Source organism: Streptomyces sp. NPDC028910, from assembly GCF_055564955.1.
Genome location: NZ_JBVHVF010000004.1, coordinates 161673 through 176151, shown reverse-complemented (window position 1 = coordinate 176151; position 14479 = coordinate 161673). Strand labels below are relative to the sequence as shown.

Genomic DNA, 14479 nt, shown 5'->3' with positions numbered 1-14479 from the left:
GTCGAGCGAAGCCGACGCCGAAGCCGAAGCCGAAGCCGACGAAGAGGATGGACTGACGTGACTCCAGCCGCCCGAACCCCCTTCTCCCTCTATCCCGAACTCGACGCGACCGCCCTCACCGCCTTCGTCACCGCCCTGGAGAGCGGCGACGTCACCGGCCTCGCCCCCGCCCGCGCCGCCGAGGTCGCCGAGGTCCGCTCCCTCGCCGTCTTCACCCGCGGCAAGGTGACCGGCGCCGACGGGGACCTGCTCGACGCCGCGCTCTGGCGGCACACCGGGGCCCGGCCGCGCCCGGCGATCGTCATGCCCTCGCCCTGGACCAGCCTCGGCTGGCTCCCGTACGCCGTCCAGGCCTCCCTCTTCGCGGCCCGCGGCTACAACGTCCTCGCCTACTCCACCCGCGGCTTCGCCGGCTCCGAGGGCCAGGTCGAGGTGGCCGGCCCGCTCGACGTCGCCGACGGCAGCCGGGCTCTGGACCACCTCATCGAGCGCAGCAACGGCCCCCTCACGAAGATCGGCTTCCTCGGGGACTCGTACGGCTCCGGCATCAGCCAGCTGGTCGCCGCGCACGACACCCGCATCGACGCCGTGGTCGCGCTCAGCACCTGGGGCGATCTCGGGGAGGCGTTCTACGAGAACTCCACCCGCCACATCGCGGCCGTACGGGCCCTGCTCGACGCGGCCGCCAAGGCGCGGCTCAGCCCGCAGACGCAGAGCGTCTTCGACAACGTCCTCGCCGGCCGGGACATCCAGGGCACCCTGCGCTGGGCGGAGGCGCGTTCGCCCTTCGCCCACGTCAAGGAGCTCAACCGCCGCCAGGTGCCGGTCTTCTTCTCGCACGCCTGGCACGAGACGCTCTTCCCGGCCAACCAGACCCTGAAGATGTTCAACGAGCTGACCGGCCCCAAACGCCTCGCCGTCTCCATCGGCGACCACTCGGGCCCCGAGATGACCGGCATGCTCGGCCTGCCGAACCGGATCTGGACGGACGCCCACCGCTGGTTCGACCACCACCTCAAGGAGATCGACAACGGCATCGGCGCCGAGGGCCAGGTCCTCGGCGAGGTCATGTGGAGCAAGACCCTCGAACCCCGCCCTACCTGGCCCTCCCTCACCGAACAGGTCCAGCGGCTGTACCTGGCGGACGACGGGGAACTCGGCGAGGAGCCGCAGGCCGGCTGGTCCGCCACCGTGCTCTGCGGGGTGGACACCCCGGCGACCGTCGCCGACAAGGTCGTCGAATCCGGGTACGCGGAGATCGCCGGCCGCCAGAAGGTCTACCCGACGGGCGACATTGACCGCACCGTCGCCGCGGTGTGGACCGCGGACCCGGCCGCGGAGACCACCCGGCTGCGCGGCATACCGCGGCTGCGCGTGACGTACCGGGCGGCGAACCCGGGGTCCACCTTCGTCGCGTACCTCCTTGACGTGGCGCCCGACGGCACGGGCCACATCGTCACGCACGCCCCGTACACCGACCTCGGCTCGCCGCCCGACAGCCTGATCAGCGCGGACATCGACCTGCAGGCGACGGCGTACGACGTACCGCGCGGCCACCGGCTGATGCTGGTGATCGACGCCCGCGACCCGTTCTACGGCGACGCCAACCTGCCGCGCGCGACGCTGGCCTTCACCTCACCGGAGGCGACCCCTTCGTACGTGGACCTGCCGCTCGGCTGAGGGGTGAGCGGGGCGGTTCACCCGTTTCGGGGGCGGTGGTGCGCTTGTCGCCGTCGTGTGGCCGAGCCTGCCGGGCCGGGCGCCGAACAGATCGAAGGATGTTCCTGACACCCCAGAACGCCGACCCTGTCAGGAGATGCGATGCACACCAGCCCAGAGCGACACGAGCGCGCCCCAGGCGGGATTGCGGACCAGAGACCGGAGCGGCCCCGCCGCGAGAGATCTGGGCTGCGGCCCAGGTCTCGGGTCCGGAAGCCCTGGCTGCTCCTCCTCTCGCTTGGTCTGATCACCGGCGCCTTCGGCTCTGGCCCCGCGACGGCAGCCGACAGCACCCGGCCCTCGGCCGCGCACTGCGACAACGCGCCGACCGGCGTGCGGGTCCAGGACTACTGGCTGGACTTCACGGTGCCGGCGGGGCTCATGCCGGACCCGCAGTTCGACGGGCTCCCGGCGAGGATCCAGGTCCACCGCGTCCGGCCCGCGTACGCCCGCGGCAGATGCCCCGGCGTACCCAACAGGGCCGCGGTGCTGATCCACGGCAGCGGGGTCTCCGGCACGCCGTCGTTCGACCTGCGCCACCGGGCCCCCGGCGGCGGGACGCTCAGCACCCAGCGGGCGCTCGCCCGGGCCGGGATCGACACCTTCGCGCCCAGCCTTCTCGGCTACGGCCGCTCGACCCGTTTCGAGAACGGTCTCGACGACCCCGGCAACGCCAGCCTCCGTCCTTACAACGCGGACGGCAGCTGCTCCCACCCCGAGGGCTGTGACCGCCCCGGCATCCCGCCCGCACCGCTCGACCAGCAGGGGACACTGCTCCTCAACAACCCGCTCGACGGGCAGCGCCGCGCGCACTCCAGCAACCACCGCTTCGCCCGCAGCGACGTGTTCGTACGCGACATCCGCCAGGTCATCGACGACGCCATCGCGCGCGCCAACCCGTCGGACGGCAAGGTCACCCTGATCGGCTGGTCGCTCGGCGCCCAGCATGTCGCCCGGACGCTGCACAAGGCCGCCGACGTCGCCCCGAAGGTCAACCGGGTCGTGTTCCACTCATCGAACTTCGGCACACCGACCGAGGAGCCGACCTCGCCCGCGTCCTTCCAGACCTTCCCGACGAGACTCACGACGGAGGAGAACATCCTCTCCGGCCCGAACATGCCGCCCGGGCGTGCCGAGGTCTGCACCGGCCACCGAATCCCTGGGACGCAGGAGCAGTTGTGGGAGCAGATGCTGGAGGAGGACCGGCTGGGCAGCACCTGGGGAGGCGACGACCCGGCCGACCCGACCGGCGTCAGCCGCGCGCCGACCTTCTCCAGCTACGGCTGGAACGCCACCGTCGCGCAGCAGCTGACCACGCCCGCGCTGGTCATCCACGGCCTCGACGACGTCGTCGCCCCACCCGGCAACGCGCCCGCCATCTACAACAGCCTCGGCTCGTCCCAGAAGTTGCTGGTGCAGGTCCAGTGCGGCAGCCACCTGCTCCATCTCGCCGGCTGCTCCGGCGAGCGCTGCACGCCGGAATCGGGGACGCCGTACGGTGGCCGCCCGGGCCGGCCCTGGCGCGGCCCGCATGACACGTACCAGGCGGCGCTGATCGAGTGGATCAAGAACGGGACCTTCGACGGTGCTCCGAACGGACGGTTCGTGGTGGATGAGAGCGGGGTGGCGAGTCCGGCAGCCGTGACGATGAGCGGCCTCGGGCGCTGAGGCGCCGGCGTCGCACTGGGGCGGCCGGCAACCTCCCGATGAATTGAGGGGTGTACGCCTGCCCGGCCGGTCCCCCCGCGGCCGGCCGGGCAGGGTACGGCTTCAGGGACGACGGCGGAAGTTCATCGTCCAGTTGTGCACCCAGGTGGCGCCCCCGTCGAGCGAGAAGAACTGCTCCCAGCACGGGGATCCGGTCCGGACGCCGCTCCACACGAACCGCACCCGGACCGCCTTCCCGTCGTGCGTGTCCTCGCCCTCGAAGACCCCGGTGCCGTCCGTGAACCGCCCGACGACGGGTGGGAAGAGCGTCCCGGTCCGGCGGCTCGACCAGTACAGCGACCACTCCTCGCGCTCCCGGTCGAACAGCCGCAGCGTGAGACCTCCGAAGCCCTTCGTCGGGAAGTCGATCTCGTCGAAACTGGCGCCGCCGTCGAAGTGCCGCGAGGCGTGGGACACGGCCGGGAACTCCTCCCACGTGCTGTCGGCGTCGAGGAAGTCGGTGCGCCAGCGGTTGGAAACGTCCCAGCTGCCCACGAGGAAGTCGAAATCATTCATGCGCCGAACCGTAGGAGCACTCCACTGACATCCTGTGTCAGTGAAGTCCCGATGAAGTCCAGCCGCCTGCTGTCGATCCTGCTGCTGCTCCAGACCCGGGGGCGGATGACCGCCGCCGAGCTCGCGCAGGAGCTGGAGGTGTCCGTACGTACGGTCTACCGCGATGCGGAGGCGCTGGCCGCGGCGGGCGTACCGCTGTACGGGGACGCCGGCCACAGCGGCGGCTACCAGCTGCTCGCCGGCTACCGCACCCGCCTGACCGGGCTCAGCTCGGGCGAGGCCGAGGCGCTGTTCCTGACCGGAATGCCGGGTCCGGCGGCGGAACTGGGCCTCGGCCAGGCCCTGTCGGCGGCCCAGCTGAAGCTGCGCGCGGCGCTGCCGGCGGAGCTGCGGGCGCAGGCGGACCGGATGCGGCTGCGGTTCCACCTGGACGCGCCGGGGTGGTACGCGGAGCACGAGGAGACCCCGTACCTCGCGCAGGTCGCCGACGCGGTGTGGCGGGGCCGGGTGATCGAGGTGCGCTACCGGCGGTGGAAGGAGCCCCGGGATGTGGACCGGCGCCTGGCCCCGTACGGGCTGGTCCTGAAGGCGGGCCGCTGGTACCTGGTGGCGGGCACGTGCGACGGGCAGCCGGAGCCGCGCACCTACCGGGTGGACCAGATCCTGTCGGTCACGGAGACGGCGCAGTCCGCGGAGCTCCCCGAGGGCTTCGACCTGGCGGCGCACTGGCGGCGGACCCAGGCGGACTTCCACGCGCGGCTCCACCCGGAGGAGGCCCTCGTACGGCTCTCCGCGCACGGCGCGGCCCAACTGACGGGCGCCCAGGCCCGGGCCCTGGCGACCACGGGCGAACCGGACCCCGAACTGCCGGGCTGGACCCGGGCGGTGCTCCCGATCGAGTCGCAGTCCCAGGCGCAGTCGCAGTTCCTCTCCCTGGCGGCGGACGCCGAGGTCCTCGCCCCACCTGCCCTGCGCACCCTCATCCGGGCCACCCTGACGACACTGACGGCCCGCTACGCCCAGCCAACCTGTGACCGAGGCTCCGCATCGACGTCACCCCTTGATCTCATCCCTTGAGCCCGCCCACAGGTGGGGGACGGCGTCCATCAGGCGGGCTGCTTGCGGATCTGGGAGCGGACCGCGCCCATGCTGGCCGCGATCACGAGGGCGATGGCCAGGGCGTCCAGTGCGGACATGGCCTGGTTCAGGACGAGGAAGCCCGCGCTGGCGGCGATGGCCGGCTCCAGGCTCATCAGGATCGCGAAGGTCGGGGCCGGCATCCGCCGCAGGGCGAGCAGCTCCAGGGTGTAGGGCAGGACCGAGGAAAGGAGGGCGACCCCGAGGCCCAGGGCCAGGGTGCTCGGGACCAGCAGGGCCGCGCCCGCCTCGACGACGCCCAGCGGCAGGGAGAGGACCGCGGCCACCGCCATCGCCAGGGCCAGGCCGTCCGCCTGCGGGAAGCGGCGGCCCGTCCGCGCGCTGAACACGATGTACGCCGCCCACATCGCGCCCGCCCCGAGCGCGTAGGCCGCGCCCAGCGGGTCGAGGGAGCCGAAGCCGAGCCCGCCCCCGCCGTGCCCGGACAGCAGGACCACGCCGCCGAGGGCGAGGCCGGCCCACAGGACGTTCACCAGGCGCCGGGAGACGATGACGGAGAGCGCGAGCGGCCCGAGGACCTCCAGGGTGACGGCCGGGCCGAGCGGGATCCGGTCGATGGCCTGGTAGAAGAGCCCGTTCATCCCCGCCAGGGCGACGCCGAAGGCGAGCACCGTGCCCCAGTCGGAGCGGGAGTAGCCGCGGACCTTGGGGCGGCACAGGAGCAGCAGCACGAGCGCGGCGGCCGCGAGGCGCAGGGTGACCACGCCCGCCGCACCGGCCCTCGGCATGATCATGACCGCGAGGGCGGCGCCGAACTGCACCGAGATCCCCGCCGAGATCACCAGCGCGACCGGGCCGAGGCGGGTGCCCGTGCTGGTGCCGGTGCCGGTGCCGGTGCCGGTGCCCGTGGCCTTGGCCTTGGCCTTGGCGGGCAGGGGGGCCGGCGCGGTGGTGGTGGGGGCGGCCGGGGACGGAGCCGGGGGCTGGGGCGGGGACGACGGTGCGGGCATTTATTCAGATTAAGGGCTTCGTAAGGAGTGCGGCTCCGTGTCTTGCCTTACAGCCCCTCTGCCAGGAGCTCCGCCAGGTGGCGGGCCCGGACTCCGCCCAGCTGGGCGATCTGCGTCCGGCACGAGAATCCGTCCGCCTGGATCAGGGCGTCCCGCGGAGCCGCGCGCAGGGACGGGAGCAGCTGCTCCTCGGCGCAGGCCACCGACACCTCGTGGTGGCCCGGCTCGAAGCCGAAGTTCCCGGCCAGACCGCAGCAGCCGCCGCTGAGCTCGCCCACGAGACCCGCGCGCCCGCGCAGCCGCCGGTCCGCCGCGTCGCCGAGCACCGCGTGCTGGTGACAGTGGGTCTGGCCGGCCACCGCCCGGTCGAGGCGGGGCGGCTGCCAGGCGGGGGCGTACTCCTCCAGGGTCTCGGCGAGGGTACGGACGGCCGCCGCCAGGCGGGCCGCGCGGGGGTCGTCGGGGAGGAGGGCGGGCAGGTCCGTGCGGAGGGCCGCGGCGCAGCTGGGTTCCAGGACGAGCACGGGCGTGCGGACGTCGCCTACGGCGGCCAGCGTGCGGCGCAGGACTGTGCGGGCGCGGTCGAGGCGGCCGGTGGAGACGTAGGTCAGGCCGCAGCAGACCCCGCCGCGGGGGATGGTCACGGGCAGGCCGGCGGCCTCCAGGACGCGTACCGCTGCGCGGCCTGTCTCGGGGGTGAGGTACTCCGTGAAGGTGTCGGGCCAGAGGGTGACGGTGGGGCCCTGCGGGCGGCCTTCCCCGCCCCGCCCCTTCCCGAAACTGGGGCTCCGCCCCAGACCCCGCGCCTCAAACGCCGGCGAGGCTGAAAGATGCCAGCGGGTGAATGGTTGCCGGGCCAGGGGCGGCACGGGCCGCTGGCGGGTCAGGCCCGGCACCGGGAGGAGTCGGCCCGCCGCGTTCGCCGCTCCCGCCAGCCGCAGCGCGGCGATCAGGCGGAGCCAGCCCGGCAGGCCGCCCATCGTGTAGTGGGCGAGCGGGCGGACCCGGCCCGACCAGTGGTGGTGCAGGAACTCGGACTTGTACGCGGCCATGTCCACGCCCACCGGGCAGTCGCTGCGGCACCCCTTGCAGCCCAGGCACAGGTCCAGCGCCTCGGCGACCTCCGCCGAGCGCCAGCCGTCCCGCACGATCTCCCCCGCCAGCATCTCGTGCAGCAGCCGCGCCCGGCCGCGCGTGGAGTGCTGCTCCTCCCCCGTGGCCCGGTACGACGGGCACATCACCCCCGGGCCGCCACCGCCATCCACGGATGCGGATACGGATACGGATACGGAACGGCACTTCGCTACCCCGACGCACCGCGCGACCTCACCCGCGAACGAGGTGGCCGGCAGCACCGCGAAGCGGAGGTTCTCGTCGAGGCGGCCCGGCCGGACCAGCATCCCCGGGTTCATCCCGCCCGCCGGGTCCCACACGTCCTTGTACGCACCGAAGAGCCGGACCACCTCCGCCCCGTACATCCGCGGCAGCAGTTCGGCCCGCGCCTGCCCGTCCCCGTGCTCCCCCGACAGCGATCCCCCGTGCGCGACGACCAGATCCGCCAGCTCGGACGAGAAGGCCCGGAAGCGGGCCACGCCACCCGCCGACACCAGGTCGAAGTCGATCCGTACGTGCACGCATCCCTCGCCGAAGTGCCCGTACGGGGATCCGTGCAGCCCGTGCGCCGCCAGCAGCGCGCGGAAGTCCCGCAGGTACGCCCCCAGCCGGGCCGGCGGTACCGCGCAGTCCTCCCAGCCGGGCCAGGCCATCCCCCCGTCCGGCATCCGCGTCGCCGTGCCCGCCGCGTCCTCGCGGATCCGCCACAGCGCCCGCTGCCCCGCCGGGTCCGTGACCACCACCGCGTCCAGGGCGTCGGCGGCCCGTACGAGCGAGCGGGCCCCGGCCTCGTCCGGCATCTCCACGAACAGCCAGGCCCGGCCCCGCGGCAGCCCGGTCACGCCCCTGACCAGGTCCTCCGCCATCCCCTCCATCGTCAGCGGGCCGTGTACCAGCAGGCCCGCCGCCGCGTCCGCCGCCGCGCTCTCGTCGGCGTACCCCAGGACGGCCAGGACCGGCGCGCGCGGCGCGCGCACCAGGCGCACGACAGCCTCGGTCACCACCCCGAGCGTGCCCTCGCTCCCGCAGAACGCCCGTGCGAGCCGCACCCCGCGCTCCGGGAGGAGGGCCTCCATGGCGTAGCCCGAGATCCTGCGCGAGAAGTCCGCCGGCATCCCGGTCCGCAGCAGGCCCAGGTGCCCGGTGACCAGGTCGCGCAGGCCCTCGGGGGCGCCCGCCCAGCCGCTGCCGATCCGGTGGGAGGAGCCCCCGTACGCCGTCACCGCCAGCTCGGTCACGTTGTCCGCGGTGGTCCCCCAGGCCACCGAGTGTGCCCCGCACGCGTTGTTGCCGATCATGCCGCCGAGGGTGCAGCGGGAGTGCGTGGAGGGGTCCGGGCCGAAGGTCAGCCCGTACGGGCGCACCGCGTCCCGCAGCCGGTCGAGCACCAGCCCCGGCTGGACCACGGCCGTCATGGCCTGCGGGTCCACCGCCACGAGGGCGTTCATGTGCCGGGTGAGGTCGAGGACGACCCCGGTCCCGGTGGCCTGCCCGGCGATGGAGGTACCGCCGCCGCGCGGGACGACGGGGACCCCGGCCTCGGCGCACACCCGCAGCGCGGCCGCCACGTCCTCGGCGTCGCGCGGTGCGACCACCCCGACGGGGACGCGGCGGTAGTTCGAGGCGTCCATGGTCACGAGGGCACGCGCCGCGGCGCCGAAGTCCACTTCCCCGCGCAGCTCCGCCCGCAAGGTCCGTTCGAGTTCCCCGGGTGACGTCACGGTGCCCAGCCTGCCACCGTCCCGGCACGTATCGCCGCGTCCCATCCCCCTTGCCCCGTCTCGGCTCGTCTCATCGGGTGGACGCGCGTCCGAAGCGCCGACCGGGACCGGATACGCTCCGCTCGTGGCTGAGATCCAGATTCCCGCTGACATCAAGCCCGCCGACGGACGCTTCGGCGCGGGCCCCTCCAAGGTGCGGACCGAGGCGCTGGACGCCCTCGCCGCCACCGGTACCTCCCTGCTCGGAACCTCGCACCGCCAGGCCCCGGTCAAGAACCTGGTCGGCTCGGTACGCCAGGGCATCCGGGACCTCTTCTCCCTCCCCGAGGGCTACGAGGTGATCCTGGGCAACGGCGGCTCCACCGCCTTCTGGGACATCGCGACCGCCGGCCTGATCGAGCGGAAGTCCCAGCACCTCACCTTCGGCGAGTTCTCCTCCAAGTTCGCCACGGCCGCGAGGCTCGCGCCGTGGCTGGACGCGCCGTCCGTGATCTCCTCCGAGCCGGGCACGCACCCCGAGCCGGTGGCCGAGGCGGGCGTGGACGTGTACGCGTACACCCACAACGAGACCTCGACGGGTGTCGCGGCGCCGCTCAAGCGGGTCGCGGGCGCCGACGCCGGGTCACTCGTCCTGGTGGACGCGACCTCGGGCGCCGGCGGTCTGCCGGTGGACATCACCGAGACGGACGTCTACTACTTCGCCCCGCAGAAGTCCTTCGCCTCGGACGGCGGTCTGTGGCTGGCCGCGTTCTCCCCGGCCGCGCTGGAACGCGCCGCCCGCGTGCACGCCTCCGGCAGCCGGCACATCCCGGAGTTCTTCTCGCTGCCGACGGCGATCGACAACTCGCTGAAGAACCAGACGTACAACACCCCGGCGCTGGCCACCCTCTTCCTGCTGAACCAGCAGCTGGAGTGGATGAACAGCCAGGGCGGCCTGGAGTTCACCACGGGCCGTACGGCGGCCAGCGCGCGCAACCTCTACGGCTGGGCGGAGGCGTCCAAGTACGCGACCCCCTTCGTCGTGGACGCCGACAAGCGCTCCGCCGTCATCGGCACGATCGACTTCTCGGACGACATCGACGCGGCGGCCGTCGCCAAGGTGCTGCGCGCCAACGGGATCGTGGACACCGAGCCGTACCGCAAGCTGGGCCGCAACCAGCTCCGCATCGCGATGTTCCCGGCCATCGACCCGGCGGACGTGCAGGCGCTGACGGCCTGCATCGACCACGTGATCGAGAAGCTGTAACCACAGCTCTGCCCGTGACGACCAGAAGCCCCCGGTGACCTGACGTCGCCGGGGGCTTCGGCGTTCCCGCGTGCGCGTGCGCGTGCACGTGTAGCGAGTGATTTCAGTCAGCGTCCAAGCTCAAGTACACAGAAAATCCGCATTCCGGTTGGATCCGCACAGGACCGTCCGAGGCATGGCACAGAGGAGCCCGCGAAGGCGGCGAACCATTCAACGGACCGATGGGATCCGGCCATTCCAAGATTGGGAGCGATCCCCTCAAGTTGATCCGACCGAGGGGTGGCCGCCTACTGTCGCCCCTGGTCACAGCCCCTATCAGCCAGTACAGCGCCATGCGCCGACGGATGGAGAGCCATGAATCGAGCCATCAAGCGAGCCGCCACCCTCGCCGCAACCGCAGCCGCGTTCACGGGTGTGATGACGATGTCGCAGACCGCCAGCGCGGCAACGACGTGCACGAGCACGGGCAACAGCGTGGACCTGGTCCTGCCGAACGGGCGGCCGGAGACCATGGTGACCATCCCCACCTGCGTCGAGGTGCTCCCGGACAACAAGGTCCGCGGCAAGGCGGTCCTCCGCTGGCAGATGATGGTCGACCAGGCCGACATCAAGAGCAAGCGCTTCACGTCGTTCAAGATCACGACCCGCCTGGAGAGCCGCGAACCGGGCGGCACGGACGCCGTCGTCACCACCAAGACGTGTGACTTCACCGCCCAGGTCAACGCGACCGCGTCGAACGATCCCACCCAGGACCTCCTCTGCCTGACCCCGTCCGCCACCCTGAACCCCAACAAGCAGTGGTCGGGCGACGCCACCGCCGTCTACGACATCGAGGGCGACGGCAAGGGCCCGATCACCTGGCAGCTCACCGGTTCGCCGCTCGTCAGCTGAGCCCTCGGGAACATCAGCCGGTCCCTCATGAACCGCCTCATCGATTGACCCGATGAACCGGTCTCACGCCATATGCCCATCACACCCCTCATGCCCCCCATGCCCCACATGCCCCTCATGACTGACGGCTCATCCTCCCCATGACCGACGGCCGCCGCTCCCGCGGTGCCGGACCACCCCCTCCCGTGGCCCGGCATCCGGCGCGGTGGCCGTCGGTCGTGTTCGCCCACCTCACGGGGAGGGCGCGGGCCCGTACGCGATACCTTCAGGACGTTCAGGGCTCGGCAATTCTTGGAGGCAGCGGCGTGAGCGTGCGAGTGACGGCGGCCCAGAGCGGCGTGGACCCCTTCGGCACGGCCCGGCTGCGGCGCGGGGTGCTCGACGCCTGGGGTGCGGGCCCGGCCCGTTTCCGCGAGGACGCCAACGCCGAGGAGGACCTGGCACTCGGCGGCTACCGGGACCGGCTCGTCGTCGAGCTGGCGCAGAACGCCGCCGACGCCGCGGCCCGGGCCGGCGTACCCGGCCGGCTGCGGCTCACCCTGCACCCGGGCGACGGCGGGCACGTGCACGCGGTCCTGGCCGTCGCCAACACCGGCGCCCCACTGGACGCGACGGGCGTGGAGTCGCTGAGCACCCTGCGCGCCTCCGCCAAACGCGAATCCGCCGGCGACAGCGTCGGCCGCTTCGGCGTCGGCTTCGCGGCCGTCCTGGCCGTCACCGACGAGCCCGCGGTCCTCGGCCGCCACGGCGGGGTCCGCTGGTCCCTGGCCGAGGCCCGCGAGCTGGCCCGGGAGGCCGCCGTCGGCAGCCCCGGCCTCGGCGACGAACTGCGCCGCCGCGACGGGCACGTCCCGCTGCTACGGCTCCCGTTGCCCGCCGAGGGCACCGCCCCCGAGGGCTACGACACCGTCGTCGTCCTCCCGCTGCGCGACGCCCCCGCCGAGGACCTGGCGGAGCGGCTGCTCGCCGGCATCGACGACGCCCTGCTGCTCACCCTGCCCGGGCTGCACGAGGTCGTCGTGGAGACCCCGGCCGGCGGCACCCGCACGCTGATCCGCCGCGACGAGGGCCCGTACACCGTCATCGAGGACACCACGGCGTCCGGCACGGGCACCAACCGCTGGCGCGCCGTCCGCCACGGCGGCTCCATCGAGCGGGCGCTGCTCGCCGACCGGCCCGTGGAGGAGCGGCTGCGGCCCGCCTGGGCGGTGTCCTGGGCCGTGCCGGTCGACTCCGAGGGCGCCCCGGTACGCCCGGCCACCGCGCCCGTGGTGCACGCGCCGACCCCCACCGACGAGCCGCTGGGCATCCCCGCGCTGCTCATCGCGACCCTGCCGCTGGACACCAGCCGCCGGCACCCCGCGCCGGGGCCGCTGACCGACTTCCTCGTGGAGCGCGCGGCCGACGCGTACGCCGAACTCCTCGGCGCCTGGGACCCGGTGAGCACCGCCCTCGTGGACCTGGTCCCCGGCCCGCTCGGCAAGGGCGAGCTGGACGGGGCCCTGCGCGCGGCCATCCTGCGGCGGCTGCCCCGTACGGCCTTCCTCGCACCGGCCGCTCCGCCCGAGCACGCCGAGGAGCGCAATGCCCTGCGCCCCTTCGAGGCCGAGGTGGTGGAGGGCGCGGGCGCCGATACCGTACGCGTCCTCGCCGAGGTCCTGCCGACCCTCCTCCCGGCGGGCCTGGAGCGCCGCGCCGAACTGCGCACGCTGGGCGTGGGCCGGCTCCCGCTGGGCGATGCCATCGAGCGGATCGCGGGCATCGAGCGGACCCCCGACTGGTGGCACCGGCTCTACGACAGCCTCGCCGGGGTGGACCCCGACCGGCTGTCCGGACTGCCCGTGCCGCTCGCCGACGGCCGTACGACGATCGGGCCGCGCCACGTCCTGCTCCCGTACGCGGACACCCCGGCGGACCTGGCCCGGCTGGGGCTGAAGGTGGCCCACCCGGACGCGGCGCACCCGCTGCTGGAGAAGCTCGGAGCCCTCCCGGCCACGGCTCGGGCCGTCCTGACGACCCCGCAGGTGCGGGCCGCCGTCGCCGCCTCCCTGGACGCCGGGGAGATCTGGGACGAGGACGCGGACACCCTGGACGCCGAGGAGCTGGCCGAGGTGGTCCTGGGGCTCGTCCGGGACGCCGATCTGGCGCCGGGCGACGAGCCCTGGCTGGGTGCGCTGGCCCTGCCCGACGAGGACGGGGAACTGACCCCGGCGGGCGAACTGCTGCTGCCCGGCTCGCCGCTCGCCGCTGTCATCCGCGAGGACGAGGTCCCGTACGTGGACGCCGACCTGGCGCAGCGGTGGGGCGAGGGCCCGCTCACCGCCTGCGGGGTGCTGGCGACCTTCCAGCTGGTGCGCGCCACCGACGTGGTCCTGGACCCCGACGAACTGGAACCGCGGGAGGGTGACTTCGCCGAGCCCGACGACGCGGGGCTGCTGGACGCCGTGGACGTGTGGTGCGAGGACCTGCTGGACCAGCTGCCGGACACCCCCGTCCCGCCGGTGGCGACCGAGCTGGTCGCCGTACGGGACCTCGACCTGGTCGACGACGACTGCTGGCCGCAGGCCCTGGCGATGCTCGCGCAGCCGCCGCTGCGCGACGCGCTGACCCAGCCGGTGCGGGTGCTGCTGCCGGACGGCACGACGCAGTCGGTGCGCCCGTACACCGCCTGGTGGCTGCGCGACCACCCGGTGCTCGACGGCCGCCGCCCGGCGGGCCTGCGGGCGGCGGGCGGCGATCCGCTGCTGGAGGGCCTCTACACCTCGGCGGACGCCACGGGCTTTGAGGACGAGCAGGTCCTGCGGGCCCTGGGCGTACGGACCACCGTGCCGGCCCTCCTGGACGAACCGGGCGGCGCGGCCGAGCTCCTGGCCCGTCTCGCCGACCCGGAGCGGCAGGTGACTGACCGGCAGCTGCGCGGCCTGTACGGCGCGCTGGCCGATCTGGACCCCGAGCAGGTCACCCTCCCGGACGAGCTGCGCGCGGTGGTGGACGGCGAGGTCCGCGTGGTGGACGCGGCCGACGCCGTGATCGCGGACGCCCCGGACCTCCTCCCGCTCACGGAGGGCCTCCCGCTGCTTCCGGTGACCCCGTCCCGTGCGGCGGACCTCGCGGACCTGCTCCAGGTCCGCCGGCTCTCGGAGACGGTCCCGGCGGAGGTGACGACGCCGGGCGAGGAGCACGAGGTCCCGGAGTCGGTGCGCGTCCTGCTGGGCCCGGCCACCCCGGCGACGTACGTCGAGCACGAGGAGCTGGTCGCCGGCGGCACGGAACTCGACTGGCGCCGCACGCCCGACGGCACCCTCCACGCGGCCACGCTGGAGGGCGTGGCCGCGGGTCTCGCCTGGTCGGCGGGCCAGTGGCCGCGCCGCTTCGAGGTGGCGGCCCTGCTGGAGGACCCGTCCCGTACGGCGGAACTGGCGCGGGACCGCTGGTTCGACTAGGCCCTGTCCTGTCGA

Annotated in this window: 9 protein-coding genes; 6 read left to right on the top strand and 3 right to left on the bottom strand. The window is 73.7% G+C overall.

All coding sequences use genetic code 11. The features are described from left to right. Nucleotides 1-57: 57 nt before the first annotated feature. Both ACZ4TV_RS07765 and ACZ4TV_RS07760 read left to right on the top strand, forming a co-directional pair. A complete protein-coding gene (locus ACZ4TV_RS07765; protein ID WP_468131808.1) occupies nucleotides 58-1680 on the top strand; it encodes a CocE/NonD family hydrolase in 1623 nt (540 codons plus the stop codon). 141 nt (nucleotides 1681-1821) lie between these two features. Continuing rightward, a complete protein-coding gene (locus ACZ4TV_RS07760) occupies nucleotides 1822-3387 on the top strand; it encodes an alpha/beta fold hydrolase (RefSeq protein WP_468131806.1) in 1566 nt (521 codons plus the stop codon). A 102-nt stretch (nucleotides 3388-3489) separates the two neighbouring features. Here ACZ4TV_RS07760 and ACZ4TV_RS07755 read toward each other — a convergent pair whose 3' ends face one another. Beyond that, entirely contained in the window at nucleotides 3490-3942 is a 453-nt protein-coding gene (locus ACZ4TV_RS07755) for a hypothetical protein (protein ID WP_468131804.1), read from the bottom strand. 51 nt (nucleotides 3943-3993) lie between these two features. On the opposite strand from ACZ4TV_RS07755, the gene ACZ4TV_RS07750 reads away from it, so the two are divergent. Continuing rightward, nucleotides 3994-5019, top strand: a complete 1026-nt coding sequence (locus ACZ4TV_RS07750; RefSeq protein WP_468131802.1) for a helix-turn-helix transcriptional regulator — start codon at nucleotides 3994-3996, stop codon at nucleotides 5017-5019. 29 nt (nucleotides 5020-5048) lie between these two features. Here the strand turns inward: ACZ4TV_RS07750 and ACZ4TV_RS07745 are convergent, their stop codons facing one another. Both ACZ4TV_RS07745 and ACZ4TV_RS07740 read right to left on the bottom strand, forming a co-directional pair. Continuing rightward, nucleotides 5049-6050, bottom strand: a complete 1002-nt coding sequence (locus ACZ4TV_RS07745) for an EamA family transporter (RefSeq protein WP_468131800.1) — start codon at nucleotides 6048-6050, stop codon at nucleotides 5049-5051. 47 nt (nucleotides 6051-6097) lie between these two features. Continuing rightward, nucleotides 6098-8929: an FAD-binding and (Fe-S)-binding domain-containing protein gene (locus ACZ4TV_RS07740; RefSeq protein WP_468131798.1), complete on the bottom strand. Its 2832-nt coding sequence runs from the start codon at nucleotides 8927-8929 to the stop codon at nucleotides 6098-6100. Between the two features lie 79 nt (nucleotides 8930-9008). On the opposite strand from ACZ4TV_RS07740, the gene serC reads away from it, so the two are divergent. From serC to ACZ4TV_RS07725, 3 genes are all read left to right on the top strand, one after another. Further along, nucleotides 9009-10130 carry a phosphoserine transaminase gene (serC, locus tag ACZ4TV_RS07735; protein ID WP_468131796.1) on the top strand — a complete coding sequence of 374 codons (1122 nt, stop codon included), beginning with the start codon at nucleotides 9009-9011 and terminating at the stop codon, nucleotides 10128-10130. Nucleotides 10131-10484: 354 nt separating this feature from the next. Continuing rightward, nucleotides 10485-11021, top strand: coding sequence for a hypothetical protein (locus ACZ4TV_RS07730; RefSeq protein WP_468131794.1), 537 nt, complete (start codon nucleotides 10485-10487; stop codon nucleotides 11019-11021). A 305-nt stretch (nucleotides 11022-11326) separates the two neighbouring features. Then, the gene (locus ACZ4TV_RS07725; RefSeq protein ID WP_468131792.1) at nucleotides 11327-14464 is read left to right on the top strand and encodes a sacsin N-terminal ATP-binding-like domain-containing protein; all 3138 of its coding nucleotides are present in this window, start codon (nucleotides 11327-11329) and stop codon (nucleotides 14462-14464) included. The last annotated feature ends 15 nt before the right edge of the window (nucleotides 14465-14479 follow it).

Excerpts from the sequence above, each read along its gene's own strand:
- ACZ4TV_RS07760 (WP_468131806.1), top strand. The coding sequence starts at position 1,822 with ATGCACACCAGCCCAGAGCGACACGAGCGCGCCCCAGGCGGGATTGCG.
- ACZ4TV_RS07755 (WP_468131804.1), bottom strand. The coding sequence starts at position 3,942 with ATGAATGATTTCGACTTCCTCGTGGGCAGCTGGGACGTTTCCAACCGC.
- ACZ4TV_RS07750 (WP_468131802.1), top strand. The coding sequence starts at position 3,994 with ATGAAGTCCAGCCGCCTGCTGTCGATCCTGCTGCTGCTCCAGACCCGG.
- ACZ4TV_RS07745 (WP_468131800.1), bottom strand. The coding sequence starts at position 6,050 with ATGCCCGCACCGTCGTCCCCGCCCCAGCCCCCGGCTCCGTCCCCGGCC.
- ACZ4TV_RS07740 (WP_468131798.1), bottom strand. The coding sequence starts at position 8,929 with ATGGGACGCGGCGATACGTGCCGGGACGGTGGCAGGCTGGGCACCGTG.
- ACZ4TV_RS07730 (WP_468131794.1), top strand. The coding sequence starts at position 10,485 with ATGAATCGAGCCATCAAGCGAGCCGCCACCCTCGCCGCAACCGCAGCC.